A 26,135-nucleotide genomic window follows, 5' to 3' on the forward strand; every position below is an offset into this window, starting at 1 on the left:
CGGCCACGCCGGCCGCGCCAGGACGAGGAGACCGCCATGACGATGAGTGCCGACGCCGTCGCCGCCGAGCTCGACAAGCCCCTGGCCGGGCAGCTCCTGCGCGGCTCGCCCCTGATGCGCCTGGCCTACGTGGGCCTCGACGCCGCGCCCCGCGTCGTCCCCATCGGATTCGTGTGGCGAGACCGCCGCATCGTGGTCTGCACGATCCCGACCAGCGCGAAGGTCCGGGCGCTCCGCGTCAACCCCTCTGTCGCGATCACCATCGACACCGACGGTCAACCGCCGCGAGCGCTCCTGCTGCGGGGCCGGGCCGACATCGAGATCGTCGACGGCGTCCCGCAGGACTACCTCGACGCCAGCCTCAAGACACAGAGCGCCCGCGGCGCCGAGGACTTCGCCGGCGGCGTCCGTGCGCTCTACGACCAGATGGCGCGGATCACGATCAAGCCCACCTGGGCCCGCCTCAACGACTTCGAGACCACCCTGCCCCGGGACGTCGAGCGGGTCGTGGCCCGCAAGGGTCTCCACAGCTGACCCGAGCGTCGCCGCCGAGGTGCGGGCGGGCGCCGACGGCCGAACGTGGAGTCCGCCCGATGGTCACGACGAGAGTGTGGGCCCCGTGGGACTCGAACCCACAACCAACAGATCGAGAGATTCCCGTGCTCGGCCACACACAGCCTCTACCAGCAACTCTGGTTGCCGCGCGAGCCTCGCTGACCTCCTCCACGCACACCAGTTGACACCGCTGTTCTCCACGCGCGCGGTGCCACCCACGACGGCCCGTCTGGGCCGACTTGACCATGCGACGTAGCCCTCACGATGAAGGCGGGTGCCCGGGCCCCTCTCAGCGGCACCCATTGCCGCTACCAGGGTGGCCGACTCGTCAGCCTTCGCCGCCCCCACGGCTGTAGACACAGTAGATTCCTATCGGCAGGATTGCCGGCTACGTAGGCCAAGAAACAATGGAAACTGAGGTATCCCTGGGAGGTGTGAATTGGCTGAGGACGAGACTCGCGAACTGATCAGCAAGGTTGATCAAGCGATAAATCGGTTCGTCAACGGAGACGCTGAGCCCTACAAGGCGTGCTGGCTCCGTGAGGCGCAGGTGAGCATTTTCGGGGGGCGAGGCGCTCACGAAGTGGGGTGGGAGCAGGTCAGTGCCCGCTTGGAATGGGCCGCGTCCGGGTTCAAGAGCGGCTGGACCGTGCAGGAGGTGATCGCAAGTGACTTCGGGCCTGATTTCGGCTACACCGTCAGCCTGGAACGGGGCGAGCAAACTGTGGTCGGACGCGCCGAGCCGTCGCCGAGCGTCTTGCGAGTCACGCACATCTTCCGTCGAGGCGGCGGTGGCTGGGGAATCGTCCATCGGCACGCTGATCCGGTCATCGAGAAGACCGCACCCGCAGCTGTCCTCCTCCCTGGCGAGGCCTAGTCCACTCAGATGACTGGCCGTCCTCGCCCATTCGGTGATATCCGAACGCCATCACCTCGCGAGGTGCTACAGGGCAGACCGAGAGCACCTCGTCTCGCGCACGAGCACATCGCCTTCGGCAGCGGACATACAAGCCGGTCATCGGGCTGAGCCGGTCCTACTGGAGCCTTCGCCACCCGTGTCCGGCAGTGGTCGGCCCGACGCCTCCAACTACCGCCGCCCACGAAACCGGCATCTTCAGGACGGATCCGGTGGTCAGCTCCCGGGGCCGAGAAAGCGCCGGACTTCGGCGTTGAATGCCTCGGGCACCTCGAGGTTGACGTAGTGACCCACCCCAGGGAGCACGACGAGCTCGGAACCGGGGATGCCGGCGTGCAGCGCCTCCGCGACACGGCGAGGCGCGCGAACGTCGGACTCTCCGTAGAGCAGAAGGGTGGGAACGGCGATGGTCGGCAACACCGCCGTGAGATCGGCCTCGGCGAACGCGGTCAGCATCGCCAGCAGCCCAGCCGGTCGGACATCCGACATCATCGAGCGAACATCGTCGATCACCTCGGCGGGCATCGTGCGGGCGAAGAACCCAGGCAGGTAGCCGTCGATCCATTCCGCCGGCGGCCGCTCGCACTCGACCTGCGCCCGCCGCAGGCGGGCCTCGACCTCCTCGGGAGCTAGAGAACCCTTCCAGCCGGCGTACGCCCCCGCAGCGATGAGCGACCGAATCAGCTCCGGGTGGCGCTGGTACACGGCCAACGCGAGGCCACCGCCGAAGGAGAGCCCGCCCAGGTGCGGCCGATCCACGTCGAGGGCGACGATCAGATCGGCCACAGCGTCGGCGTAGTCGGCGATCGTCGGCCGACCGGGGAGCTCGTCCGAGCCGCCGCAACCAGGGGCGTCCCACGCGATCACATCGAAGGCATCGGACAGCCCCGCAAGCTGCGGTCGCCACGCACGGCCGTCGCTCCAGCCCCCGTGCAGCAGCACGAGCGGCGGCCCGTCACCGGCGCGATGATAGGCGACCGATCTGCCCGCGACCCTGACCGCCACCATCGCTCCGGCCCCTGTCCTCGTCCGCTCCCCGGCGTCGGACCGACCACACATCCGACGTCCTCGGACTGTGGCCCGCCAGCACCCCCGCCACAACCAAGGTCGGCGAAGCCGGACCCACGACGGCCGTAGTCCGGGGTCACCCTCACGCGCCAGCGGTTCCTCGCCCGCGGGCACCGCAGCCCGCACCACGCGTTCTCGGCGCAGAGTTCGAGCGCGCCGAGCTCCCCCTGAGAGCGAGAACACAGCTGCGCCTGACTCGCAGTCAGATTCGCAGTCATCTAATCGATCATGCAGCGAGGGCCGGCCCGTGGAACTGCCACCCAAAGCAGCGTGCAGTCCGCGGTGGGAGCACCCACATGGTGCTATCCCTCTGGACTGTTGGCCTCGATACCAATGCGCGACCCTGCCACCCCGACTCGCCGACTCCTCGGCGCACCCACCACGCCGCGAGCCGTCTGGCAGGCGGCGACAGTCACCCTGTTCGCGACCGATCCGGACGACATCACCGGGCCTACTTCCACCACGTCAAAGACCCCCGACTGGCCCGGTTCTGAGAACGCCCTACTGCAAGACCGGCAGCCGCACTTCGCGGGCGTGATCGTCGAGCTCGGCCACCGGCAGCCCGTCGTGGCGCAGGGCCGCCAGCGCGACCGCTTGGGCGTCGATCGGGTCGTACCTGCCTGGCTCGCGTCCGTCGCGGCGGGCGCCGGCCAACAGCCGCGTCGGGACGCTCACCACCCTCGCGCCGGCGCCGAGCAGGTCACGCTCGAGGCGACGGGTCAGGCGCCGGCAGCCCTCGAGCGCGAAGCTGACCTGGTCCCACTGTCCGGACCACGCGAGCAGCTTCAGGATCCCCTCCGCGTTCGCTGGGACCGTCAGCTCTCCGAGCCGATCTCCGACGTCGTCGAGCGCGACGACGGTTTGGGGTGCGCTTATGGGAGTGGCTCCGATCATCACCACGTGGGCTGCTCCAGTAGGGACGCGTCCTCAGGATCGTCCGGGAGCGGGCACGCCTCAGTCGGGCCGAGCGCACGCCGCGTGTCCCTCGCCGGGTGGGAGTGGGCCACGGGAAGTGCTGCCGACGTCGTCCGAACTCAGCGGCGCAGAGTGGTCTCCCGCTCCAGATGCGACAGCTTCTCGGGATTGCGCACGGCGTAGAGCCCGGTGATGAGGCCGTTGTCGATGCGTACCGCCAGCACGGTGTCGATCCTGCCGGCGAGCCGGATGACCAGCGCCGGGTGACCGTTGACCTGTGTCGGCTGCAGTGGCGCCGCGACGGCGCCCTCCCCGCTGAGCCGGCTGGTGACCAACAGAGGGGCCACCCGGTCGGCCCCCACAATGGGCGACAGCGCCGCTTGCACCACTCCGCCACCGTCACCCAAGAAGACGACATCCGGCGCGAGGATGTCGAGCAGTCCCTGCAGATCGCCTGTTTCGACCGCTCGCCGGAAAGCCTCGATCGCGTCTCGGGTCTCGGCCGGAGAAGTGGCCCCGCGCGGACGGCGAGCGGCCACGTGGGTCCGTGCCCGGTGGGCGACCTGGTAGACGGCGGCCGGGGTCTTGTCGACGGCCTCGGCGATCTCGTCGTAATCGAGGTCGAACACCTCGCGCAGCACGAACACCGCCCGCTCGGTCGGCGTGAGTGTCTCGAGCACCAGCAACATCGCCATCGAAACGCTGTCGGCGAGTTCGACGTCCTCGGCCACGTCGGGCGCGATGAGCAGCGGTTCGGGCAACCAGGGCCCGACGTAGGACTCCTTGCGACGGCCGAGCGTGCGCAGTCGGGTGAGCGCCTGGCGGGTGGTGGTCCGGACCAGGTATGCGCGCGCGTCGCGAACCGCAGCGAGATCAACGCCGATCCACCGCATCCAGGTCTCCTGTAGGACGTCTTCGGCGTCGGCGGCCGAGCCGAGCATCTCGTAGGCGACGGTGAACAGCAGGTTGCGGTGGGCAACGAACACGCCGGTTGCGGGGTCCGGGCCCCCGTCGCGGCTCGCTCCGCGCTCGTTGGGCATCGGTGGCTCCTGCTCGTTCTCGACGGTGTTGCCCAGCAGACGCCGGTCCGCATCGTTCCCTGACACTGCGCGGTTGTGGCGCGCGTCACGTGGCCTGGCTGTCAGAAGGTTCGGGTCGTCGGCATCTCTTGTCGTCCGCTTCAGCACGCGCCACAACGAGTTAGGACATGTCATGGACACCCGTCTCGACCTGAACGACAACGAGCTCGGCGCCAAGATCGGCAAGAGGTTCGCCAACGTCAGTACGGCGATCATGGAGTCGACGCTGCCGAAGTCCACGCAAAAATTGGTGGAGCTGCGCGCCAGCCAGATCAACGGCTGTGGCTTCTGCGTCGACGCCCACGCCAAGGAGCTGGCGGCCGCCGGTGAACCCGCGCTCCGGATCAACCTGGTCGCCGCGTGGCGCGAGTCCACCGTGTTCACCAAGGCCGAGCAGGCGGCGCTGGCGTTGGCCGAAGAGGGGTCCCGGCTCGCCGACGCCCACCTGGGTGTGTCCGACGAGACCTGGTCCCAGGTGCGCAAGCACTACGACGACGACCAGATCGCCGCGCTGGTCTACCTGGTCGCTGTGATCAACGCAGCCAACCGGCTCCTCGTGATCACCCACACCAAGGGCGGTTCTTACGAACCCGGCACGTTCGCCAAGACGGCAAGCTGATCGTCGGCCGGGAGTCCCGGCCCGGCCCGACGCCGGCCGGTGAGCTACACCGAAGCGGCCCCGCCGGCCCCAGGACCTCACAGGAACGCCTCGGATAGGCGCCGGATTTCGGACTGCATCCACAGGACCTCGGACGGGAGCGACCGCGGACAGTGCCCGGCCGCGCGATGTTATGCAGACTCCGATGGCACGTGAACGTCCAATGCGACGGAAAGGGAACAGATGAACACGCCGCCTGCCGTTTCCCCGCTGACGTGGGAGCACGCGCATCAGCAACTGCTGGTCAAGGAGAAGGAGATGACGCGGGCCCGCGACGCGCTCGCCGCCGAGCGTCGCCGGATGCCCTGGATGGAGGTGGAGAAGGACTACCAGTTCGCCGGGCCCCAGGGAACCATGCGACTGATCGACCTGTTCGAGGGGCGCCGTCAGCTGATCGTCTACCGCGCCTTCTTTGAACCCGACGTGCACGGCTGGCCCGAGCACGCCTGCATGGGATGCTCTTTCGTCACCGCCGACCAGATCGGCAATCTCGCGCACCTCAACGCTCGCGACACAACATTGGCCTTCGTTTCGCGCGCTCCCCAACCCGACATCGAGAGACTGAAGGCGCGAATGGGCTGGACGATGCCCTGGTACACGATGCTCAACGGGTTCGACACCCACTTCGGGGTCGACGAATGGCATGGAACGAACGTCTTCATCCACCACGACGGCCGGGTGTACCGAACCTACTTCGTTAATGGCCGAGGGGACGAGGCTCTGAGCAACACCTTCAGCTACCTCGACATCACCCCGCTCGGGCGCCAGGAACTCTGGGAAGACTCCCCGGAAGGCTATCCTCAGGGCCCCGCCTACGAGTGGTGGAACTGGCACGACGAGTACACCGCCAACGGCTCGGAGCCCTCCGAGGAGTACCTGGTCCAGATTCGCCGGGGCGTCCAGGCGCAACAACGGTAAGCGCCGCGCGGGCCTCTCGATTGCGGTTCCCGCTTCCGCGCTTCCGGCATCAAGGCGACCGACGGCTCATGCCCAAACAGGAGATTGTCCAGAATGCGTGCAGTCATCATCCCGACTTTCGGTGGTGCCGACGTACTCACCGTCACCGACCTCCCCGCCCCGAGCCCCGCTCCCGGTCAGGTCGCCGTTGATGTCACCCACGCCGGAGTGAACTACGCCGAGATCATCTTCCGCCGCGGCGTCGTCCCGGTCGACCTGCCCTACGTCCCCGGCATCGAGATCGCGGGATACGTATGGGAACTCGGCGACGGTGTCACCGGCCTCGCCGTGGGTGAACCCGTGGCCGCGTTGACCATGGTCGACGGCGGGGGCTATGCCGAGGTTGCGGTCACCGATGCTCGTTTGGTCGCTCGCCTCCCCGGAGAGCCGACCGACCAGCAGCGTGCGGAATACGCCGCGACCGGCTCCAACACCACCACCGCGTTCCTCGCCCTCGAGCAGGTCGCCCAGCTGCGGCTCGGCGAGCACGTTCTCGTGCACGCCGCGGCAGGTGGGCTAGGCAGCCAGGTCACCCAGGTCGCTCGCCGTCTCGGGGCCGGCCGGGTGGTCGGCACGGTCGGCAGCCTGGCTAAGAGCGGCGCGACCCGTGCCTGCGACGAGGTTCTGCTCCGCGGCGAGCTCGCCGGCCATCACGACCGATACGACGTCATCGTCGACCCCGTCGGCGGCACAGCGCGTGCCCAGAGCCTTCGGCTGCTGCACCTGGGTGGACGGCTTCTCGCTGTGGGGAACGCGTCGGACGCCGAGGACACCCGCGTGGGCACCAACGACCTGTGGTTCGCCAGCTCTGGGGTTCTCGGCCACCAGACCGGTGCCTGGGCGGCCGGGCGCCCCAGCGACGTCGGCGCAGCCCTCGCCCGAGCCGTCGCTGCGGTTGCCGCGGGCGAGATCATCGTCGACGTCACCTCTCACCTGCCGCTCGACAGGGCTGAGACCGCCCACCGCGAGCTCGAGCGGGGTAGGACCACCGGCAAGCTGGTTCTCGAAACCGGACGTCGTGCACTGTCGTGACTCGATGCGCAGCACGACGCTCTTCTGCCCTCGCGCCGCCGCGAATGTCGGCGCCGCCCGCGAATCGTCGAGATCAGATCTTCCTCGACGACGACGGTTCCGATCCGGCTTTCTTTCAGGGTCCGCGGTACAACGATGCGAGACGAGGTCAACTGAAGGAGGCCAACGAGTGATGGCTACCAGGCGATCCGACCAAACGAACTCCAGTCGATCCTCACCGAGCCGCAGCTGGATACTTTTCCTTACGTGTCTCGCCATGCTGATCGTATCGCTCGACCAGTACATCGTGATCGTCGCACTGCCGGATATCGGGCGCGCCCTCGGCTACTCTGTTCAGACGTTGCAGTTGGTGGTGTCCGCTTACGCCATCGCATCGAGTGGATTTCTCCTGTTCGGGGGGCGTGCCACCGATCTGCTTGGGCGACGGCGGGTACTCGCGGCCGGACTCGTCCTGTACGGGCTGGCCTCCTTCGCCGGCGGTGCCGCAACCAGTCCGGCGGCTCAGCTCGCTGCGAGGTTCGTCCAGGGGGTCGGTGGGGCGCTGGTATTCCCTGCGACCCTCGCTGTCATCAACACGACCTACGAACAGGGCCAGGACCGCAACCGGGCTCTGAGCATCTGGGGCGCCTCTGGTGCGGCGGGGCTGGTCGTCGGTGTCTTGTTCGGTGGGCTGCTGACGAGGGCTTTCGGTTGGTCGTCGGTGTTCTATGTCAATGTCCCCCTCGCTGCGGCCGTCTTGTTGGGTCTGCTCGTGGTGGCGCCGAAGGACCCCGCGCGTGAGACGGCACGACGTTTTGACCTGGCCGGAGCGCTCACAGCGACCGCAGCGGTGGTGTGTGTCGTATGGGCCCTGGTCCGGGGCCCCGAATTCGGGTGGAGCACCCCGACGGTACTCGGGCCAGTGGTGGGTGGAGTGGCCTTCGCGGCGCTGTTCGCCGCCGTCGAGCACCGAGCCATCGATCCGCTGCTTCCCACCGTCCTGGTGACCAACGCCTTTGTGCGCTTGTCGGTGATGTTGGCGTTCATGTTCATGGCGACCTTCGGGTCGCTGTTGTACTTCGTCTCGATCTACCTGCAGGACGTCTTGAACTATGACGCGCTGCAAACTGGGCTCGGCTTCCTCGCGCCCACCGTCGCCGTGGTCGTCGCCTCCGCGCTGGCAGGCCCGATCTCCACGCGAGTCGGCCTGAAGGTGGTGTGTATCGGCGCCCTGTCGGTTGGAGCCCTGGGCGCGCTCGCGCTGTGGCTGGCCATGAGAGCGGACAGTCGCTACGTGGATCTGCTACCCGGCCTGCTACTGATCAGTATCGGCGACGGCTTGATGTTCACAGCGATGTTCATCGCCGCGGCTATCGGCGTGGCGCCCTCCTCGCAAGGGGTGGCCTCCGCGATCTCATCGACTGGCGCCGGTACGGGCGCGGCGATCGGGCTGGCGCTGTTGATGATGGTGGCCAACCCGGGCAACGAGTTCGTCGATCCCGAAGCTGTTCGCGTCGCGACCGCCGAGGGCATCCGTAGCGCAGTGCTCGCCATCGCGTGCGGCATCGCCGCCACGATATGTGCGACGTTCGCTCTCTACCCGCATACGCCTGATCAAATACAGGTCCTGACGCCCAGAAGTCCAGCTCCGGCCTGCGGGCCGAGCGCTGGCATCACCTGCCCCGAAGGGGAAGGCAAGGCGTGAGGCCGGCATCGCAACTGAACGGCGAGCGCGATGACCGAGGTCATCGGGCGCCATCTACGGCTGACAGGGATCGAGCCGGTCGGTCTTGCTCGCGCTCGTTGATGTCATGGAACCGGGTGATCGGTCGTAACCCACCCGACGGCTCTTCTTGTTGGGCGAGCGCACGTACGGTTACCGCTTCGACAACGTCCTTGGGCTGGCGGGCCGCACCGGGGAGAGGATCACGGTCCCGACGGCGGGGTCAGGCCGAAGCGGGCGACGATGTCCGGCAGCCACGGAGGGTTCCCGAACTCCAGCCCGTAACGCGTGGCGAGTTCGCCCATGATCTCAGGTGTCGGGGGACCAGACTCAACGATGTCGGCCATCTCGCGGAAGAAGTCCTCGAACCCCGCCGGGCTGATGATCTCGATCATGCGTGCCGGTACTGCGCCGGCATTCCACATCGTGTGCATCTCTCCGCGCGGCTTGGTGATGTAGCCGCCAGCGGGTAGGACGACCTCACGATCGCCGGACCGGAACCCGATCTCGCCCTCAGTAACGATGGAGTACTCGTCCTCGCGGGTGTGAAGGTGTGGGGGTACTAACGCGCCGACCGCGAAGGGGTGCTCGACCACCGATACGGCGCCACCCGTATCCTGGGCCCACAGCTTGAACACGACGCCGATCGTTCCGAGGCTTCCCTCCCGCCCTTCGCCCGGCGGCACAACTGTGAGCGAAGGGGCCACATCGGACGTCAATTCGATCACCTCTCCCATCGGCACTGATCCAGCACATGGTCCTCGCGGTCGGCCCGTGCCAGGAAGGGCTGCAGCGCAATCGAAATCGCCCGATAGCAGCTGGCTGTCAGCTGGCTACTCCCTGCTACCGTGCAACCCCTTCCGCCGCGTCCGGCTGGGCGGCGTGATGTGCACGCCGACGACGGGCGCGTCGGCGCCGGTGCCGCCCTTGACGAGCTTGACCGCGCCGGCGGTCTTGAGGATCTGGGACTTGCCGTTGCCGGCGAGGTAGTGGGTGAGGGTCTCGACCTCGCCGTGGACCTCCTTGGCCTGGGCCTCGGTGAGCCCCACCGACGCGACCTCGGGCTCGCATTTCGCAGGGTCGTCGCACAACGCCTCCAACGCGTCCCGGCGTTGTGCAGGAGGGCTCGTAGAACGCGTCAATGTCTCCCGACACGATCGGGTAGGCGCCGACCGTCGACGACAGACAGATTTGCGCCGGAGCGCCCTCCGCGGAGTTCTGGCCTCACGCGGAGCGCCGGGCCAGGTGCAGTCGACGAAGCCGGCACGCAGTTCTCCGACTTGGGCAAGCGGTCACGTCGCTGTATCCATCCCTCCCACTTTTCTCGGGACAAGGCGGGAATGGACCGGGCGGCCTCGTCCACGGTTGCCTACAACCACGACATCGAAGATCATCTGTTGACCGATCGTTCCTTGCCCGTAACCTCTTCCAGCGCGACGCCACCGCCCCGTCCATCACCCTGACGGTGAGGCGTCGGCGACGGCACTGGGGGCGCACGTCAGCGGTGCGTGACCGGTCAGCACGAGGGGGTGAGCGTGGTCGAGGCAGTGTCGTCGCCGCGTACGTCGACGCGGACGTTCCCGGGCCAGGGTGCGAGCGTGCGCCCGACGTTCCTCGAACGGTACGAGCTCGGTCGGAGGCTTGAGCGGAACCCGGCCGGGGAGGTGTACGCCGGCTACGACCACCTCCGGCAACGGGCGGTGGCCATCGAATTGTTCACCGTCCCCGAGACCGGCGTGGTCCGCTACCGGCGCCGACGACACGTCCAGCTCCTGGCCGGATTCGACCACCCCGCTCTGCTGTCGGTCCACGACGTCGGCCAGGACGAGGACGGCCGCGACTACGTCGTCTGGCAGCTCGTCGAGGGGCTGACCCTCGCGGAGCGGATCGCGCTCGGGCCCCAGCCGCTGCCTCGGGTCCTCGGCATCGGCGCCGCTCTGGCCGACGCCCTCGCGCACGTGCACGCCGCGGGCCTGATCCACCGGGAGGTCACCCCCGCAGCGGTCCGCCTCCAAGGCGCCGACCGCCCGGTCCTGCACGACCTGCGCGGCGCCGCGCGCAGTGACACCGACGCCGTGACTCTCGAGGGGCCCCTGCGCTTCCAGGCCCGGTATCTGGCCCCCGAACAGACCGCCGGCGGCCATGTCGGAGCCCCCGCCGACATCTACGCCCTCGGCCAGGTGCTCCTCGCATGCCTGCACCACGAGCCGGGCGAGCTCGAGCACCCCGCGCCCACCCGACGGGCCCGCCCCTGGTGCGTTCCCTCCACGCCGGTGCCGGCCCCGGTCGCCGCGCTGCTGGCGGCCATGACCGCCGCCGACCCCGCGGAACGGCCCACGGCCGCCGAAGCCGCCGCGGAGCTCGACGCCCTGGCCCAGGCCCGACTCACCGCCCGTTCGGAATCAACGACCTCCCACGACGACCCACCGGCCACAGGAACGCCCGACCCCGACCAGACGGCACCCGGCGGCGGCCCGGGACACCCAACGACCGGTCCCGCCGGCTCCGATCCGCCGCCCGATCGACCTGTCAAGGCTGCCCCCGCAGGCCGACCGCGGCGCGCCGCAGCCGGCCGCTCGTCCCGCCGCCGGCGCGGTACCGCGGTCGCGCTCATCGTCGCGGCCTTCGCCTTCGGGTTTGCCGGAAGCGCGCCCACCCCCCACCCATCCGCGCCTGTTCCCGGTGCTCCGCACTGACCCGTCGACCTTCGCGAGCCTGAAAACCCCTCCGATGAAGCAGGTTCCTGCCGCCCGTGAGGGTCGCGGGACAACGACACGGTCGGGCCCGGCGTGGTGGTGTTCCCGGACCGGTGGGCGCCGCCGGCGACGACCATTGCGTCGATCAGCCGGTCGTTAAGATCGTCTACGCCCGTGCGGCGCAGACGCCGCTGAAGGCGTCTCTGGCTGGCGGCCCGGCACTACGATCCGGCCCGTGCCACGGAGCGTCCTCGTCGTCGGCGCTGGCATCGCCGGCTCGGCCCTCGCCGCCCTGCTCGGCCGCGCCGGGCACCGGGTCACGCTCGTCGAGCGGGACAGCCGGCAGCGTTCCAGCGGCAGCCCGGTCGACGTCCGGGGCGCCGCGCTTCCGGTGGTGGATCGGCTCGGTATCACCGACGCGCTGCGCAAGGCCGACACCGGCGTCGCCTACGTCGAGTTCGTCGACGAGCGCGGCCGCCGGCGGGCTCGCGCGGCCATGCGGCGGAACTCGGCCATGGACGTCGAGATCAGTCGCAGCGCGCTGAACCGGGTCCTCTCCGACGCTGCCGCCGACGTCGCGGATCTCGTCTACGGCGATGGCCCGGCGGGTCTGGAGGCCAGCGCGGCCGGCGTCGACGTGGCGTTCGAGAGCGGGCGCCGATCCCGGTTCGACCTCGTCGTCGGCGCGGACGGCCAACACTCGACAATCCGCCGCCTGGCCTTCGGCCCGGAGTCGCAGTACGCGAGCCCGGTGGGGCTCCTCATCGCCACCACCCCGGTCAACGACACCCTGGTGCCGGAGCGGGACGCGGTGCAGATGTGCAACATGCCGGGCGCGTCCCTGAGCGTCCACCCCGCCGGCGGCCACCCCGTCGCGGCGTTCATCTTCCGCGCCGGCACCAGCCGGCCACGCGACCGCGAAGGGCAGCAACGCGAGCTGGAGCAGCGCTACGCCGGCGGCTGGCTCTCAACCGAGCTGCTTGCCGCCGCGCGCGAGGCCGAGGACCTCTACTTCGACGCTGTCAACAGGGTGTCGGTGCCGTCCTGGTCGCGCGGGCGGATCGTGCTGTTGGGGGACGCGGCGTCGAGCATCACGATCCTCGGTGAGGGCGCCAGCATGGCCCTCGCCGGGGCCAACGCCCTCGCCGACGCGATTGCCGAGACGCACGACGTCGACGACGCTGTCGCCGCTTACGAACGCGAACACCGGCCGCGCGTCACCGCTGCACAGCGCGGCGCGGGCTACGGCGCATCGATGCTGGTACCGAAGACCGCGCGCGGTATCGCGCTGCGCAACCTCCTGGTCCGGGTGGCCCGGCGGGTCTGACATGGAGCCTGAGTTCCGCGAAACCTCGTATCGACCCAGCACTGTCGCCATCTTCGCGTCATGACATCCGAGCGACCCAATCTCGCTCAATCACCTGGTAGCCCACTGGCATTGAAGCCGGTTATCGGTGCTGCGAGTGGGCCCCGTGGGACTCGAACCCACAACCAACGGATTAAAAGAGCGCAGTCCGGTGCACGCTGCGGCGGTCGTTGCTGCTCACGCTGACCTACGCGCTGGCGATGCTGCCTGTGCTGCCCACAGACGCATCTGACTCGCAGTCAGTTTCGCAGTCATCAAATCGATCATGCTTCGGCGCGGGCGCTCGTGAACCACGACGGTGACCGTGCTGCCCCGCGACGGAGGCGCGTTACGGGCACGCCGTGACGGACTCGCTTGGACGGGCATGGTTCCACCGATGACACACAGCCCTGGCCGTCACCGGTACGGGTGACGCCGGCACCCTGCCGTCTGGTCTTCAACACCGGAGGGGCGGACTCGGCTGTGCAGCCGGCGATGGCCGTCCGCCGGTCGGGCGCACGTCTTCGTTCCGGCCCCGCGATCGCTAGCCTCGCGCCCCGTAGCTATCCAGCGACAACCGGCCCCGAAGAAGGAGTCGCTTGCGTCCTCCGTCGCGCTCCGCCCGAGACACGTCGATCGGTGACGTGATCAGCCGTGACGGCACCGGTCTGCGCACCTGGAGCAACGGCGCCGACGGCGTGCCGCTCGTGATCAGCAACGGGTTCGGGGCGCCTCCGGCGGCGTGGCCGCGGCTGGCCGAGGCCGACTGCGGTTTCGCGGCCGTGTCCTGGTGGCACCGCGGCCTCGGTGGATCCGAGCGCCCCCAGGACCCGAAACGTATCCTCGTCGAGGACCACGTCGCTGACCTCGAAGCGACCATGGACGGCGCGGGCTTCGAGCGCGCGGTGTTGCTCGGGTGGTCGTTCGGGGTCAACGTGGCCTTCGAGTTCGCCCGCGCCCATCCCGAACGAGTGGCGGGCATCCTGGGGGTGGGCGGTGTGCCCGGCGGGTCGTTCCGGGCGTTCGGCGCACCGGTGGCGCCCGGGGTCCTGCGTGAAGGGGCCGGCCGGGCCGCCGCGTGGCTGCTGCGCCTGGTGGGGCCGCCCGCCGCGGCGCTGGCCTGCCCGACGGTGGACTCCGCACGCGCGCTCGGGGCCGGCCACGTCCCCCCGCTGCCCGACCCGGCCACCTCGGCAGCGGTTGCGCGGCAGTTCGCGGCACACCCGTGGACCTGGTACTCCGAACTCCTGCTCGCCGCCGGAGATCACCCCGCGATGGACACCGGCTTCGTGTCCTTCCCGGTCACCCTGGTGGGCGGCACCTTCGACGTCGCCGCCGCGGCCCCCGACATCCGCGCGGCGACCACGACCATCCCGCACGCCCGGTTTGTGCCCCTCGTCGGAACCCACTTCCTGCCCCTCGAACAGCCCGACCGTCTCCACCAGGAACTCGTCGCGCTCGCCGCAGGTGCCGGACTCCCCCGCGTCTAGCACCGACCCTCGGCACCGGGCACCGCTTGTCTCGCTCAGCAACTGATAGCGGGCCGCCAGTTCCTCCGCGTCACAGGGCTCGACACTGCGCACCAACGTGGTGCCATCCGACAGGGCCACGTCCTCCGACACCACCCGCGCAGGACCGTCACCGGCACTTGGCGCGCCGTCGTCGTCGCCGTCGATTGCCGACGGGTCCGGGACGGGCACCGGAAGCCGGGAGGTTCGGCACTCGACCGTCAGACGGCCCCCAGGACAAGGACACGGCGCCCGCGAGGCGGGGACCGAGGTCCTCAACCAGACCGGCCACTGGAGACGCTGGGGCAGACGTGCCGGGTCCCGCGAAGGCATGAGACCCGCTGTTCGGCGGCGCCAGGCGGATGATCTCGCGGCCCGACGAGTGGCGACAGGCCGTGAGTTCGCCGCGCCGGGATGGTCGAGCCGGCCCCGCCGGTCGGGCTCCCGGTGGGGGTACTGAGAGGCCAGGGGCTGGGGCCGACTCACCATCACTGTCCCCGGTCCCTGACCGGTCCGCGAGGCCCGAACAGTCGCTCTTCCGCACGATGCCGACGTCTCGCGGGCTCGTGACCGTCACCCGTTCGGTGGTGGTCGCCGCCCGCCCGGACGGCTGGGAGGGGTGGGGCGACGCCCCGGCCGAGGGGCAGGATCGCACGGTGCGTGTTCGACCGATCGCTGCACGTTAGGTACCGTCGAGCCTTCGACATCACGGTGTCGCCCCGGTCCCCGGCGACCCGCCCACCCTCGGGGTGGGGTCCTGGGGAGATCTTTTGAGACACCAACACCCGACGCACAGCCGACTCGCCGTCACGGGCCTCGTCGGGCCTGAAGTCGACGGCCCCGAGCAGGCCCTGACCGCGCGACGCAGCGACACCTCCATCGTCGCAGGAGGTCAGCAGGCCGATCCGGGTCGGACGCAGTGACCGGGCTGAACACCTCGTGGCGGGTGACGGCCGACGTGCTCGACGTCGGGGCCGAAGCCAGCACCGCGCTCGCCACCCTCACCGCCACCGCGCTGACCGCGCTCCTGGCACCCCCGAACCACACCACCCTCACAGGGGTGCCGGACCTGGCGGGCGGCTTGGACCGACACCCGTCCCGCCCCGGAGAAGACATCCTCGCCATGCCGTCCCGTGTCCCGACGCGCCCGCCCCGCCGGCCGGGGCCTACGCGCGAGCGTGGCGCCGAGACGGTCGCCGCGATCGTCCTGCACGCCGCCGCGCTCGCGGTGGGCGCCGCCGCCGCCCTCGCTTCGCCGGTGCAGACCACCGTCCGGGTGGCGACCTGGCCCCTGCGCGCCGCCACCACAGACCCCGACCCGGTGCCCGACCCGGTCCGTGCCGCCGCCCATGTCACCGACCTCGCCGCGGCGAGGATCGAGCGGTGGGCCCACCCCTCCACCACACCAGTGGCGACATCAACACCGCCCGACCGCGCACCCGGGGGTCTGACCGTGGCCGCCCTCGGCGCGGTCGCCGGCACCGTGCAGCGAGTTCGGAGGAACGCCCGATGAGCAACGACGACAAGCGCCCGACGCTGGGCTTCGACGGCCGCACGGTGAACCCGAGCGACCTCGAGCGGATGGCGCTCGAGCAGCTGGCCGCCGAGGTCGCCGGCGAGCAGCAGAGCGACGACAACACCGTCGAGGTGGTCGTGACCCGCGGAATGCTGCGCCGCTGAGCCCTCGAGCTCGACCGTGGCGCCGAGTTCGAGGGCGGCGGGCCGGCCGCGAAGGCCGCAGACGTCGTGGCCCGCGGGATGCGCGCGGTGCTCGCCGACCAGCCGGAGTTGACGAGCGGATGGCCTTCGGTGACTTCAGCGCCGGCACGATCGCCACCACGCGCAACGTCGAGAGCGGCACCGACGACGGGACGATCGGCGCAGGAGCCGGCGACCGACAGCGTGCCGCCGAGCGTCCCCACCGGCAGCATGTTCGCGCGCCGAACAAGGGCCGCGCCGTCGTCGTCCTGCCGATCCTCGGGTGACCCGGCAGGTTTGTCCCGCTCGCGAATCACCCACCTTGTCCACCGGTCGTGAACGCACCCCTCGACCCCGTGGAGGATCGATGAGCCAGGAATCGAGCCAGGACACCGACGACACCCAAGACCAGGACCCGGACTCCGGCCACGAGGGCGAATCGATGACCCTCGCCCTCGGGAACCAGGAGCTCGTGCTGCGCCAGCGCTACGAGCTGCTCAGCGTCGTCAACGACATCGGCATCTTCCTGGCCTTCACCATCGGCAGTGTCGCCTTCTTCTGGACGGAGCTGTTCAATGTGGGCGTGACGCTGTTCGTGATCGGCAGCGTGATGCTCGGCTTCCGGCCGATCATGCGGCTGTCCCGCCGCATCCAGCTGCGCGGGTTGACACAGGGCACGCCCAACGAGGTCGCCCGGGACTTTTGACGGGCCGTTGCGGCGTCGCCGGCGTCGAGTGAGCGACCGGGCCGCCGCCGGCCCGGCGCCGGCACCAGCTCAACGTCCGCCCGACCTGCGGTGCCGGCCGTGCTCGCCGTCGTCTACGGCGGGCTCCGGCTCGTCGAGGCGTCGCTCCCGGCGCCGATCGCGTCGGCCTGTGCTGCGGCGCGGCCCCGCACCACCTGCGGGCGATGACCGAGACGTTGGGCCGCATCCCACCGGCGAGCAGGTACTCCCCGGACATGTCCAAGCACGTCTACCTCGGCGCCGACCCCCGGCTGCGGCCGACGAACAAGGATTACCGCAGCTCGCTGTACCGATCACGCCGGGATGCTGGCCCTGCCGCCGGTCGCGCCGAGCTCGGGGTGGACCACCAGTCTGCGGCTGCCGCGGGACCACTACGTCCGTCTCGACGGCAACGACTACTCCGTGGACCCGGCCGCGGTCGGTCGCCGCGTGCTGGTCAGCGCCGACCTCGAGCAGGTCGTGGGCACCCTCGACGGGGCCCGGGTCGCCAACCATGTCCGCTGCTGGGCGCGGCACCAGACCATCACCGCCAAATATCTCACCTCATTCCTCGGCCCACCAGGAAGTCCAGACCGAGTTGTCGAACCCGAAGGCGAACAGATCGATGTTGCCCGGCGCCCGCGACACCACGGCCACCTGCTGGGAGGCGTGGTCGAACTGAGTCTCCGGGTGCAACCGAATCCACCCCTCAGGATTCCAACCGCCACCGGCCTCGTTCCAGAAGGTCGTATAGAGGGCGTTGTCGAACCCGAAGGCGAACAGATCGATGTTGCCCGGCGCCCGCGACACCACGGCCACCTGCTGGGAGGCGTGGTCGAACTGAGTCTCCGGGTGCAACCGAATCCACCCCTCAGGATTCCAACCGCCACCGGCCTCGTTCCAGAAGGTCGTATAGAGGGCGTTGTCGAACCCGAAGGCGAACAGATCGATGTTGCCCGGCGCCCGCGACACCACGGCCACCTGCTGGGAGGCGTGGTCGAACTGAGTCTCCGGGTGCAGCTGGAACCACCGACGCCACGGCTGATATCCTTGCTCCGGGGTAACCGGGATATCTATTGACGCCCACTCCGAGCAGTTCGAGTGAAAATCGATGAGGCCCTTCCTGCACCTTTGGATGGAGAATCTGTAGGTTCGACCGCCCTGAACCTTCCGCTCCGTGAACGACCGGTCCCCGCCGTCTAGCTCCCTCTGTCCCTCGAATGGCTCTCCAGGGAAAGAGCCTCCAATAGGTGTGAGTCTTACATTGAATTGATTCGTCTCAAATGCATCCCAGGTGATGGTAACTCTGCCAGTATCCACCTTCGTGCCAGTGATGCGGGGAGCGGCTACTTGTGCGGCTGGTGTTGCAGGTCGGGCTTTGTCCAAACACAGAGATTGAACCTTATTCTCAGCACTCGCTCGCTCGAAGGTGAACGTTTTGTTGACATAGCCGCCGCCTTCAACGAACACCGTGTACTGACTAAAGATGTCTGGCACGACAACCGTGAATTGACCGGAGGAATCTGACGCCCACGTCGTTTGCCCATCGGTCACCAGTGCAACCACCTTCTTGCTGGATGCGCAGTCCGTCACAGATAGTGAAGCCTTCCACGGCATGGGTCCTCCATCGGTAGCTTTAGTGCAACTATTTCGTTAACGCGGAGAACGAGCAAGCTCTTCACTCACCTGTTACCAATCGTCCATTAGCTGTGCGGCTCAAGTTGCCGAGAACAAGGTCTGCCACTCTTGAGGAGGCATACAGGCCCTCCTGATCGGTGGCAGACGTGCTGGCCGAAAGGTGGGTCCTGTCATCTAGCGGAGTGCTCAGCTACAAGGCCTCGGCCTCCACCTTTAGGATGGGACCCGGAAGATCGGTCACCTCGACCGTGAAGCGGACGTTCCCGGCAGGTTCAACGCCGGTCGCGCCGGCCCCGACTTTTTGCTTGAACTGCAGCGCCATAAGGTAGGCCGGGCGCTCGCCGGTGCCGGGTATGTCGACCATCCGACGGATCAGGAGGTAGGGGCTGCCCGGGACACCTTGATTCCATCCGGTTGGGGCGCAGAACTCGAGGTAGTAGTCCCAGGGCGGGCTTGCCCGCACGTTCGAAAGACGTATTCCGAGATTGGCGGCCGCTTCCGGGTGTGCGATAGGAGCTAGCGGGATTGTAGCGCCGACGCTCATCCAGTGACCGTCATCCACATAGAGGCGGCCCGGTAACAACCAATCCTTCTCGACGAGATGAGGCAGACATACGGCTGGACCGAACGCTACGTTCCACGGGGGTCTACTGAAGGGGCCGTTCTGGCTCATGATGCAAGCAGGGTCCGAGTAGTCTGATGCAGTCGTGAGGTCGGGGCCGACATCGTGGTTCATCCCGAAGCCGTGGCCCATCTCGTGAGCCGTGATGTTCCCGTTGAAAGGTGGGGTGAGGCAGACCTTTCCCCGTGAGTCGGCACTACCGTCGATCCAGTATGGCGCCCATTCCGGATTCCTCCAGTCGGCGCCCGAGGGTGCCCGTCTTTCGCCCAGTTGTGGGGATAGACCGCCATTTGGCTGTGGAATCCCGAGAGCGGGTCATCACCACCGAGTCGAACTGCCCGTATCGCGGCATCGATCAACGCAGTTCTGCCGATGCCTCCAGCCTTGATTCTCGGGATGTCGATCTCGACCCAATCGATGACCCGACTACCAGTGACATCAATCGACCCTAGGGAGACATCGCGCCAGTACTCCACGAGCCCACCGGCCCCCGGCGTGAACGCCTCTCGGAAGAAGTTTGCTACGGGAGCCTCCCGCGTGGCGTCCGGCGCCTCGCCCTGGAATCGGCAGAGTATAATGGACCACGGTCGGTCAGCCCGATGTTGGCCCCAGTACTGGGTCCAGATGTGGTTGTCGAAGCCGACCACAAACAGGTCGAGATTGCCCTCGGCCCGCGACACCGCCGCCACCTGCTGCTTGTCCCGATCGAACACCGCCCCGCCGGGCAGCACGGTCCAGTCCGTGTTCCAACCGCCGGCGTCGGTCCAGTACTGGGTCCAGACGCGGTTGTCGAAGCCGACCACAAACAGGTCGAGATTGCCCTCGGCCCGCGACACCGCCGCCACCTGCTGCTTGTCCCGATCGAACACCGCCCCGCCGGGCAGCACGGTCCAGTCCGTGTTCCAACCGCCGGCGTCGGTCCAGTACTGGGTCCAGACGCGGTTGTCGAAGCCGACCACAAACAGGTCGAGATTGCCCTCGGCCCGCGACACCGCCGCCACCTGCTGCTTGTCCCGATCGAACACCGCCCCGCCGGGCAGCACGGTCCAGTCCGTGTTCCAACCGCCGGCGTCGGTCCAGTACTGGGTCCAGACGCGGTTGTCGAAGCCGACCACAAACAGGTCGAGATTGCCCTCGGCCCGCGACACCGCCGCCACCTGCTGCTTGTCCCGATCGAACACCGCCCCGCCGGGCAGCACGGTCCAGTCCGTGTTCCAACCGCCGGCGTCGGTCCAGTACTGGGTCCAGACGCGGTTGTCGAAGCCGACCACAAACAGGTCGAGATTGCCCTCGGCCCGCGACACCGCCGCCACCTGCTGCTTGTCCCGATCGAACACCGCCCCGCCGGGCAGCACGGTCCAGTCCGTGTTCCAACCGCCGGCGTCGGTCCAGTACTGGGTCCAGACGCGGTTGTCGAAGCCGACCACAAACAGGTCGAGATTGCCCTCGGCCCGCGACACCGCCGCCACCTGCTGCTTGTCCCGATCGAACACCGCCCCGCCGGGCAGCACGGTCCAGTCACCGTTCCACCGCTGGCTCATGAGTCCTCTCCCGTCAAATCTGGATCGTTCCAAAGATTGCTAGCGGTTCACCGCGCCGGCATCTTCGCCAACCCCGTCACTGGTCGTAGTGCTTGTTCGTCGGAGGTAGTCGGACTATCGCTCGTGGTGCTCCTCCGCCTCCATGAGGGCTGTCAGGTTCGGCGTGCGCGAATGTCAACCAGCCCAACCGACCACCGTGAGCGGATTCTGCGGCTGTCGGAGTACGTCGCCCCACGATCGACGGTCCCTGGATCGCGCGTGTGCAGCGCCGTGGAGAGCCGTGAGGGCCGTGAGGGCCGTGAGGGCCGTCGCGCTAGCTGACTCAGAACGCTGGTCCTCGGCCCAGATTCGAGCCCGTTGCAGCTTTTCGTAGGGCGAATGGTGCCCGCCCGGGGTCCTGTATGCCCCTCTTTCAAAGAGCGCTGTCGCTCGGCGGAGCCGTTGCGGGGTAAGCGTCAGGCTGTGGCCGGCACGCCGACCGCCGACCAGAATCGGGTGACGTTCTCGCGGTCGGTGTCGAGGGTCCGCAGCTCGGTGTAGCGGGCGTCGCGGATCCGCATGAGGTAGATCGCGCGGTTGTCGTAATGTTGCCCGCGTGCGCTCCCGTGCTCGTGGATGAACAGCACGACGCGGTCGTCCTCGGCGAAGACGTTGGTGATGTCCTGGCGGAAGGTGTTGTCGAACAGCTCCATCCAGCGGGTCCAGAAGTCGAGGACCGCCGCCTTGCCATGCAGCTCTCGCCAGGGTCCTGCGCCCTCGTCGTTGACCATCAGGAAGTCGTCGGTCATCCGGGCGAACACCGGCTCGATGTTCCCCGCGGACAGGGCGGCGAAGTCGCCTCGCACCAGGTCGGCGTTCGGGTGTTCCATGGTGGTCTCCTCGGCCTCGGTGGGTCGAGACCCAGGCTAGGAAGACCGCCCGGGTGGAACATCTGCCGATCGGCAGAGGGAGTTCACCGGTCGAGCCGGGCGAGGCGCGCGGCAAGTTCGGTCCGCCCAGTGACTCCGAGCTTGCCGAACACGCTGCGCAGATGGGTCCGCACGGTCCCCACAGCGATCAGGAGGTGCTCGCCGACGACCCTGTTGCTCAGCCCCCGCCCGACGAGTTCGGCGACGGCCTGTTCGGTCGGGGTGAGGCTGTCCCATCCCACGCGGGGACGTTGCCGCCGGCCCCGGGCGCGGGCGGCGTAGGCGACCGCGGCCGGAAGGTCGAGTCGGGCACCTTCGATACGGGCGCAGGCCGCCTCCCTAGTGTCGAGGGCCTCGGCGACGGCACGCTCGTCCTCGGGGCGGACGAGCAGCACCAGGGGCGACCGCTCGGCACCGTCTTCCTGTCGGATGCGGTCGGCGGCGGTGTGCAGGCGGGCGGCGTGCCCTGGCCGGCCGGCGTCGAGGGCCTTGCCCGCGATGAGGTCGAGGGCGTCGGGCACGACTACGCGCAGGCCGAGCGCGGCGAGGTCGGCCAGCGCGACGTGAACCTGATCGCCTGCGTGCGGTCGTTCCGCAGCACAGCGCACCAGCTCCGCGGCCGCGACGGCTCCGCGGTCACCGATCGCCGCCGCGGTGTTCGCCGCCTCCCCTGCGGCCCGGACCGCGCCCGCTCGGTCGCCGCGGGCCAGCGCGGATACCGCGAGCAGCGTGCCGATCTCAGCGGCCGTCGACGGCAGCTCGCGCGTGCCGTCGCGCAGTGCCTTGAGGTCGTCGTGGGAGGCCGCGGGGTCCGCCCAGCACGCGGTGATCGCGGTGGCGAGGCAGAGGGAGGCCTCGGTCGCGGCGGCGGGCCGCTCGGCGAAGAACGGTCGCAGGCTCTCGACGAGCTCGCTCGCCTCGCCAGCCCGGCCCAAACGGACGAGGGCCCGGACCAGCGGCATCAGCGCGCCACCCGTGCTCACCGGCTCCTGAACGGCCAGCGCCCGATCGAGCCCGCGACGAGCGTGATCGCGGGCGGCGGTAAGGCGCCCGTCCCGCACGGCCAGCTCCGCGCGGATGGCGTCATCCCAAGCCCACAGCTGGTCATGTCCTAGTCGTTCCAGGGCGGCTGCCGAGGCGTCGACGCAGGAGAGGGCCTCAGTGGCCTCGGACCGAAAGAGGTGGCAGTACGCGAGCATCTGGCGGCCCTCGACACGGCCCCAGTCGTCGCAGGCTGCGTCGGCGAGGGCGACCGCCTCGGTCAGAACGGGGTGCGCCCCCGCGGGATCCACAAACATGACGATCATGCCGACGAGGATTAGGCAGCGCCCGCGGGTGCCGGGATCGTCCTGCTCGGCGGCGAGGTCGGCGGCGGCGAGGGCAAGCTCCACGCCCGCCTCCATGTCACCCGCGTACGCAGTGAGGAAGGCCGTGGCCCACGCGAGCCGGTGCGGCGGATCGGCGAGGTGGTCGCCGACTCGCCGCGCGTGGTCGCGACCGACCGCGCAGCGCCCACGCAGCGACCAGGCGAACGCGAGGTCAACCACGATTCCCGCGGCGGTCTCGGGGCGCGCCACGGCGGCATGCTCAAGGGCGGCCCGCAGCCCGGACTCGTCCCGGTCCACACGGTGGAGGGCCTCGGGATCGGCGTGATCGAGACCGTTGCTCACCCCCTGGGCAAGGTCGGCGGCCCAGTCAACGAGCCGGTCGTGCACCGCGTCGACCTCGGGCGAGCCGGCCAACGTCCGCCGCGCATGCTCCCGGATGGTGTCAAGCAGGAGGTACCGCCCGTCGTCGGCGGTGAAGACGACCAGCGAGTGGGCCACCAGCGTCTCGAGCACCGCGCGCTCGTCGGCGGTGACGGCCAGCGCCGCCCCGAGGCTGAAGCGCCCGCCCAGCACCGACAGCGCCGCCAGGGCCCGCCCGGCCCGGGCGCCGGCCAGGTCCACGCTCCAGGCAACGCACGCCTGCAGCGACCTGTGCTGAGGGATCGCCCCGGGATCCCGCGAGACCAGGAAGCGCGTCCGGTCGGCCATCCCCGCCTCGATCTCGGGCAGCGACAGAGCGAGGGCGTGCGCCGCGGCAAGCTCGATGGCCAGCGGCAGCCCGTCGGTGAGCCGGCAGATCGCCCAAGCGGTGTCCCGGCTCGCCGGGCCCGCCGGCAGGCCCGGCTGAACCCGCCGAGCACGGTCGAGGAACAGGACGACCCCGTCGGCGTCGATGTCGGCGACCGGGAGACCGCCAACCGCGAGGATCGTCTCCGCCGTCCCACCTGTCGCCACCCGGCTGGTCAGCACCACCCGCAGCCGGGGACAGCGGCGCAACAGCTGGCCGACCAGATCGGCGACCTCGTCACGCACCTGCTCGCAGTTGTCCAGGACCAGCACGTCCTCGCAGTCGCGCCAGCGGTCGGCAAGCCGGTCGAGAGGCCCGCGCTCCGGATCTTCCCAAATGCCGCACTCGGCGAGCACCGTGGCCGCCAAGTCATCGCCGGCGTCGACGCCCGCGAGTTCCACGAAGCCGCACGGCACCAGCACGCCCCGCCGTGCGGCCTCGACCGCCAGCCGCGTCTTGCCACTCCCGCCCGGACCGAGCAGCGTCACCCACCGCTCGCGCTCAATCAGGTCAACGAGAACCTTCAGCTCAGAAGCACGCCCCACAAAAGACGACGGCACCTCTGGCGCGGCCTGCATGCCCCCCATCCACGGGAGTCTGCTCCCGAGGCTGGGGCAACGACAGGGCCCGCGGTCCGGGCTCTCTTCGTGATCGACGGCAGAACGGCCGATTAGTCCCAGGTTATGACCGGACGCCCGGTTCCCGATGCGGAGGCGCGCGCGCCCTCAGCGGAAACCAGAAGTAGGCCGCGCTCGACGGTGTGGCCGGGTCGTGGAACACGCGCGGAGAACTCCATCGAGCCTGGGCGGACACCGACAGCTCAGTGAGCTCACACGGGCAGCCCCAATCAGCACCTCGGCGCCCCTCGTGGCAGCGCACCACCACGAACTCGACCTCAGCATTCGTTCAAGCCTGATCAGCTGCCATGGGACGCCACCCCACGAAGTGGCGATCACTAACCGGCGGTATCCCACCGACCTATACGCGATCGCGGTCGGAAGGTCAAGCCGCACGATCACCGACATAGAACCGGGTTATCGGCCGGCCTCGTCCTGTCCTTGACCTGGCCTTCGACCTGCCAGACGGCGGCGGATCTATCCGCGACGTCGAGACGCGCCAGTTCCAATGACGACGAGCGGTCCTACGAAGGCGCCGCCCCAACACGCCAGTTGGATAGTCAGCTCCCGTCGAGCGCGTCCCCGTACTGCTTGGCCTGGTCCGGGGTCAGGGTCTTCGTGACGCGCACGAGTACCGGGCCGGACACATAGTCGTACTCAACCGCGATTGGCAGTGTCGTCGCGAGCTCCTGGATGCGGTCCCGGCGAGCGCTGGCCTCTTCTTCGCTCGGAAAGATCTCGACCCTGCCGCCGTTGTCGGCCGAGAGCGGGTCGGGGTTCCTGTCCTCGCCCGGGACACGCGAGTCGGTGAAGTATGCGGCCGAGGTGTACTGGCCGGGACGGCCCAGGAGCTTGTTTGGGTCGTTCTCAGCAGTCCCCACCGGACCAGGAGCCGCGGGCGGCACCCTCGCAACCAGGTCGGCGACTACCTGCTCTGCGGTGCGCGGCGGAGCCTCCGAGGACGAGCAGCCAGCCAGGAGGAAGGCCATCGCTACAAACAGGACGGAGACGAGGCGACCAGGAGGAAACGACACGCACGCCCTGTCTCTACTAAGGCTCGCTGTGTTACTTCCTGCTTCTCAGGCGCAGGACCACCATGCCCCCCGACGACGGCGAGGCTGTCGACCTGCGCCCGCCGCGCCTTCCCGATGGAGCACGGCTGAGGCCGGACGGAAGCAGAGCCTCCTGGCAGCGTGGCCGCCCGAGGTGTTGACGCACGGCCTGCGACGCTCGATCGTTCGACCACGACGGCGCATCGGGGGGCACGAATGGATGAGGTCCGGCAGTTCCGCTTCGACCGCATCAGGGCGCAACAGTTCGCGGCGGATCACAGGTATGAGGAGATGCGCGAAGCGCGGGAGAACGCGACGGCCCGGTACCTCAACGACCCGACCGAGGAGAACCGGCAGGCGGCCCTCGTCGCGGTGCGCGCGACGATTGAGGCGCTGGAAGACCTCTACTCGCTGGACCTGCACGTCGCCGCGCTCGCGAAGGGCGTGGACCCGGAGTGGGACCGGTTCGCCGAGGAAGGCATCGAGGCAACGGAGGTCCGCCTGGTCCTCAACTACAGCTACTTGCTGCCAAGCGGCAGCTTAGGCTTCACCTTGGCAGACCTCTGACCCGACGCCGCGCGCGTGCGAGCGGTCGGTGCACGGGCTATAACCACGCGCGCCGGAAGCAGGTCCTGAGGGGGAGCTGCCTGAGGGAGACGACCCTCGACCTAGGTGATCGGCGATCTGGGTGGCCGCCTGCTCGGTGAGCAGGACATGGTGCGGTTTCGAATGAACATCAGCGGCGTGCGCGCGCAGGCCGCACGCGACCTCGACCCCGTTGACATGAGC

General features: G+C 69.1%; 24 protein-coding genes and 2 pseudogenes. 15 read left to right on the forward strand and 11 right to left on the reverse strand.

Annotated features, from left to right (window positions below; translation table 11 throughout):
* Positions 1–36 precede the first annotated feature (36 nt).
* Entirely contained in the window at positions 37–534 is a 498-nt protein-coding gene (locus tag ACQPX6_RS28380; protein WP_433784108.1) for a pyridoxamine 5'-phosphate oxidase family protein, read from the forward strand.
* A gap of 460 nt (positions 535–994) precedes the next feature.
* The gene (locus ACQPX6_RS28385; RefSeq protein WP_433784110.1) at positions 995–1,432 is read left to right on the forward strand and encodes a YybH family protein; all 438 of its coding nucleotides are present in this window, start codon (positions 995–997) and stop codon (positions 1,430–1,432) included.
* Positions 1,433–1,687: 255 nt separating this feature from the next.
* Here ACQPX6_RS28385 and ACQPX6_RS28390 read toward each other — a convergent pair whose 3' ends face one another.
* From ACQPX6_RS28390 to ACQPX6_RS28400, 3 genes are all read right to left on the reverse strand, one after another.
* Positions 1,688–2,476, reverse strand: a complete 789-nt coding sequence (locus tag ACQPX6_RS28390; protein ID WP_433784111.1) for an alpha/beta fold hydrolase — start codon at positions 2,474–2,476, stop codon at positions 1,688–1,690.
* A 564-nt stretch (positions 2,477–3,040) separates the two neighbouring features.
* Positions 3,041–3,433, reverse strand: coding sequence for an IS110 family transposase (locus ACQPX6_RS28395; RefSeq protein ID WP_433788385.1), 393 nt, complete (start codon positions 3,431–3,433; stop codon positions 3,041–3,043).
* Between the two features lie 140 nt (positions 3,434–3,573).
* Positions 3,574–4,494 (reverse strand): RNA polymerase sigma-70 factor, encoded by a 921-nt coding sequence (locus tag ACQPX6_RS28400; RefSeq protein ID WP_433788386.1) that lies wholly within the window; start codon positions 4,492–4,494, stop codon positions 3,574–3,576.
* Positions 4,495–4,666: 172 nt separating this feature from the next.
* Here ACQPX6_RS28400 and ACQPX6_RS28405 point away from each other — a divergent pair, with 172 nt between their 5' ends.
* The 4 genes from ACQPX6_RS28405 (at position 4,667) to ACQPX6_RS28420 (ending at position 8,864) form a co-directional block, all read left to right on the forward strand.
* Positions 4,667–5,152: a carboxymuconolactone decarboxylase family protein gene (locus ACQPX6_RS28405; RefSeq protein ID WP_433784112.1), complete on the forward strand. Its 486-nt coding sequence runs from the start codon at positions 4,667–4,669 to the stop codon at positions 5,150–5,152.
* 222 nt (positions 5,153–5,374) lie between these two features.
* Complete coding sequence (locus tag ACQPX6_RS28410) at positions 5,375–6,109, forward strand: DUF899 domain-containing protein (protein WP_433784113.1); 735 nt, start codon at positions 5,375–5,377, stop codon at positions 6,107–6,109.
* Positions 6,110–6,202: 93 nt separating this feature from the next.
* Positions 6,203–7,180 carry a quinone oxidoreductase family protein gene (locus ACQPX6_RS28415; protein ID WP_433784114.1) on the forward strand — a complete coding sequence of 326 codons (978 nt, stop codon included), beginning with the start codon at positions 6,203–6,205 and terminating at the stop codon, positions 7,178–7,180.
* A 256-nt stretch (positions 7,181–7,436) separates the two neighbouring features.
* Positions 7,437–8,864, forward strand: a complete 1,428-nt coding sequence (locus ACQPX6_RS28420) for an MFS transporter (protein WP_433784115.1) — start codon at positions 7,437–7,439, stop codon at positions 8,862–8,864.
* Between the two features lie 221 nt (positions 8,865–9,085).
* Here the strand turns inward: ACQPX6_RS28420 and ACQPX6_RS28425 are convergent, their stop codons facing one another.
* Together ACQPX6_RS28425 and ACQPX6_RS28430 are read right to left on the reverse strand one after the other, a co-directional pair.
* Positions 9,086–9,619 (reverse strand): cupin domain-containing protein, encoded by a 534-nt coding sequence (locus ACQPX6_RS28425; protein WP_433784116.1) that lies wholly within the window; start codon positions 9,617–9,619, stop codon positions 9,086–9,088.
* 147 nt (positions 9,620–9,766) lie between these two features.
* Positions 9,767–9,952, reverse strand: a pseudogene (locus ACQPX6_RS28430) (dihydrolipoyl dehydrogenase); the annotation flags it as partial.
* Between the two features lie 528 nt (positions 9,953–10,480).
* Here ACQPX6_RS28430 and ACQPX6_RS28435 point away from each other — a divergent pair.
* The 8 genes and pseudogenes from ACQPX6_RS28435 to ACQPX6_RS28470 form a co-directional block, all read left to right on the forward strand.
* Positions 10,481–11,578 carry a protein kinase domain-containing protein gene (locus tag ACQPX6_RS28435; RefSeq protein ID WP_433784117.1) on the forward strand — a complete coding sequence of 366 codons (1,098 nt, stop codon included), beginning with the start codon at positions 10,481–10,483 and terminating at the stop codon, positions 11,576–11,578.
* 235 nt (positions 11,579–11,813) lie between these two features.
* Entirely contained in the window at positions 11,814–12,905 is a 1,092-nt protein-coding gene (locus ACQPX6_RS28440) for an FAD-dependent monooxygenase (RefSeq protein WP_433784118.1), read from the forward strand.
* Positions 12,906–13,567: 662 nt separating this feature from the next.
* Complete coding sequence (locus tag ACQPX6_RS28445; protein WP_433784119.1) at positions 13,568–14,413, forward strand: alpha/beta fold hydrolase; 846 nt, start codon at positions 13,568–13,570, stop codon at positions 14,411–14,413.
* Positions 14,414–15,350: 937 nt separating this feature from the next.
* On the forward strand, positions 15,351–15,944 hold the full coding sequence (locus ACQPX6_RS28450; protein WP_433784120.1) for a hypothetical protein: 594 nt from the start codon (positions 15,351–15,353) through the stop codon (positions 15,942–15,944).
* Positions 15,941–16,111 carry a hypothetical protein gene (locus tag ACQPX6_RS28455; RefSeq protein ID WP_433784122.1) on the forward strand — a complete coding sequence of 57 codons (171 nt, stop codon included), beginning with the start codon at positions 15,941–15,943 and terminating at the stop codon, positions 16,109–16,111. The genes ACQPX6_RS28450 and ACQPX6_RS28455 overlap by 4 nt, the downstream gene beginning before the upstream one ends.
* A gap of 119 nt (positions 16,112–16,230) precedes the next feature.
* The gene (locus ACQPX6_RS28460; RefSeq protein WP_433784123.1) at positions 16,231–16,416 is read left to right on the forward strand and encodes a hypothetical protein; all 186 of its coding nucleotides are present in this window, start codon (positions 16,231–16,233) and stop codon (positions 16,414–16,416) included.
* Between the two features lie 80 nt (positions 16,417–16,496).
* Positions 16,497–16,835, forward strand: a complete 339-nt coding sequence (locus tag ACQPX6_RS28465; RefSeq protein WP_433784124.1) for a YrhK family protein — start codon at positions 16,497–16,499, stop codon at positions 16,833–16,835.
* 288 nt (positions 16,836–17,123) lie between these two features.
* Positions 17,124–17,465: pseudogene (locus ACQPX6_RS28470) on the forward strand (Mu transposase domain-containing protein); the annotation flags it as partial.
* On the opposite strand, the gene ACQPX6_RS28475 reads toward ACQPX6_RS28470, so the two are convergent.
* The 6 genes from ACQPX6_RS28475 to ACQPX6_RS28500 all read right to left on the reverse strand — a co-directional run bounded on the left by ACQPX6_RS28475 (position 17,418) and on the right by ACQPX6_RS28500 (position 25,283).
* Positions 17,418–18,470: a hypothetical protein gene (locus tag ACQPX6_RS28475; RefSeq protein WP_433784125.1), complete on the reverse strand. Its 1,053-nt coding sequence runs from the start codon at positions 18,468–18,470 to the stop codon at positions 17,418–17,420. The pseudogene ACQPX6_RS28470 and the gene ACQPX6_RS28475 overlap by 48 nt on opposite strands.
* 211 nt (positions 18,471–18,681) lie before the next feature.
* Positions 18,682–19,164, reverse strand: coding sequence for a hypothetical protein (locus ACQPX6_RS28480; RefSeq protein ID WP_433784126.1), 483 nt, complete (start codon positions 19,162–19,164; stop codon positions 18,682–18,684).
* Positions 19,165–19,223: 59 nt separating this feature from the next.
* A complete protein-coding gene (locus tag ACQPX6_RS28485) occupies positions 19,224–20,654 on the reverse strand; it encodes a hypothetical protein (RefSeq protein ID WP_433784128.1) in 1,431 nt (476 codons plus the stop codon).
* A gap of 455 nt (positions 20,655–21,109) precedes the next feature.
* A complete protein-coding gene (locus ACQPX6_RS28490) occupies positions 21,110–21,523 on the reverse strand; it encodes a nuclear transport factor 2 family protein (protein ID WP_433784129.1) in 414 nt (137 codons plus the stop codon).
* Positions 21,524–21,606: 83 nt separating this feature from the next.
* A complete protein-coding gene (locus ACQPX6_RS28495) occupies positions 21,607–24,264 on the reverse strand; it encodes a helix-turn-helix transcriptional regulator (RefSeq protein WP_433784130.1) in 2,658 nt (885 codons plus the stop codon).
* Between the two features lie 590 nt (positions 24,265–24,854).
* Entirely contained in the window at positions 24,855–25,283 is a 429-nt protein-coding gene (locus ACQPX6_RS28500; protein WP_433784131.1) for a hypothetical protein, read from the reverse strand.
* A gap of 279 nt (positions 25,284–25,562) precedes the next feature.
* Here ACQPX6_RS28500 and ACQPX6_RS28505 point away from each other — a divergent pair, with 279 nt between their 5' ends.
* Positions 25,563–25,913 carry a hypothetical protein gene (locus tag ACQPX6_RS28505; protein ID WP_433784132.1) on the forward strand — a complete coding sequence of 117 codons (351 nt, stop codon included), beginning with the start codon at positions 25,563–25,565 and terminating at the stop codon, positions 25,911–25,913.
* Positions 25,914–26,135: the final 222 nt, after the last annotated feature.

It is taken from the genome of Actinomycetospora sp. CA-101289 (assembly GCF_050955895.1).
In the GTDB taxonomy this organism is placed as follows: Bacteria; Actinomycetota; Actinomycetes; order Mycobacteriales; family Pseudonocardiaceae; genus Actinomycetospora.

Excerpts from the sequence above, each read along its gene's own strand:
- ACQPX6_RS28420 (WP_433784115.1), top strand. The coding sequence starts at position 7,437 with ATGCTGATCGTATCGCTCGACCAGTACATCGTGATCGTCGCACTGCCG.
- ACQPX6_RS28410 (WP_433784113.1), top strand. The coding sequence starts at position 5,375 with ATGAACACGCCGCCTGCCGTTTCCCCGCTGACGTGGGAGCACGCGCAT.
- ACQPX6_RS28485 (WP_433784128.1), bottom strand. The coding sequence starts at position 20,654 with ATGAGCCAGCGGTGGAACGGTGACTGGACCGTGCTGCCCGGCGGGGCG.
- ACQPX6_RS28380 (WP_433784108.1), top strand. The coding sequence starts at position 37 with ATGACGATGAGTGCCGACGCCGTCGCCGCCGAGCTCGACAAGCCCCTG.
- ACQPX6_RS28495 (WP_433784130.1), bottom strand. The coding sequence starts at position 24,264 with ATGGGGGGCATGCAGGCCGCGCCAGAGGTGCCGTCGTCTTTTGTGGGG.
- ACQPX6_RS28465 (WP_433784124.1), top strand. The coding sequence starts at position 16,497 with ATGAGCCAGGAATCGAGCCAGGACACCGACGACACCCAAGACCAGGAC.
- ACQPX6_RS28460 (WP_433784123.1), top strand. The coding sequence starts at position 16,231 with ATGGCCTTCGGTGACTTCAGCGCCGGCACGATCGCCACCACGCGCAAC.
- ACQPX6_RS28505 (WP_433784132.1), top strand. The coding sequence starts at position 25,563 with ATGGATGAGGTCCGGCAGTTCCGCTTCGACCGCATCAGGGCGCAACAG.
- ACQPX6_RS28455 (WP_433784122.1), top strand. The coding sequence starts at position 15,941 with ATGAGCAACGACGACAAGCGCCCGACGCTGGGCTTCGACGGCCGCACG.
- ACQPX6_RS28500 (WP_433784131.1), bottom strand. The coding sequence starts at position 25,283 with ATGGCCTTCCTCCTGGCTGGCTGCTCGTCCTCGGAGGCTCCGCCGCGC.
- ACQPX6_RS28405 (WP_433784112.1), top strand. The coding sequence starts at position 4,667 with ATGGACACCCGTCTCGACCTGAACGACAACGAGCTCGGCGCCAAGATC.
- ACQPX6_RS28475 (WP_433784125.1), bottom strand. The coding sequence starts at position 18,470 with ATGCCGTGGAAGGCTTCACTATCTGTGACGGACTGCGCATCCAGCAAG.
- ACQPX6_RS28415 (WP_433784114.1), top strand. The coding sequence starts at position 6,203 with ATGCGTGCAGTCATCATCCCGACTTTCGGTGGTGCCGACGTACTCACC.
- ACQPX6_RS28490 (WP_433784129.1), bottom strand. The coding sequence starts at position 21,523 with ATGGAACACCCGAACGCCGACCTGGTGCGAGGCGACTTCGCCGCCCTG.
- ACQPX6_RS28425 (WP_433784116.1), bottom strand. The coding sequence starts at position 9,619 with ATGGGAGAGGTGATCGAATTGACGTCCGATGTGGCCCCTTCGCTCACA.
- ACQPX6_RS28395 (WP_433788385.1), bottom strand. The coding sequence starts at position 3,433 with ATGATCGGAGCCACTCCCATAAGCGCACCCCAAACCGTCGTCGCGCTC.
- ACQPX6_RS28480 (WP_433784126.1), bottom strand. The coding sequence starts at position 19,164 with ATGAGCCAGAACGGCCCCTTCAGTAGACCCCCGTGGAACGTAGCGTTC.
- ACQPX6_RS28400 (WP_433788386.1), bottom strand. The coding sequence starts at position 4,494 with ATGCCCAACGAGCGCGGAGCGAGCCGCGACGGGGGCCCGGACCCCGCA.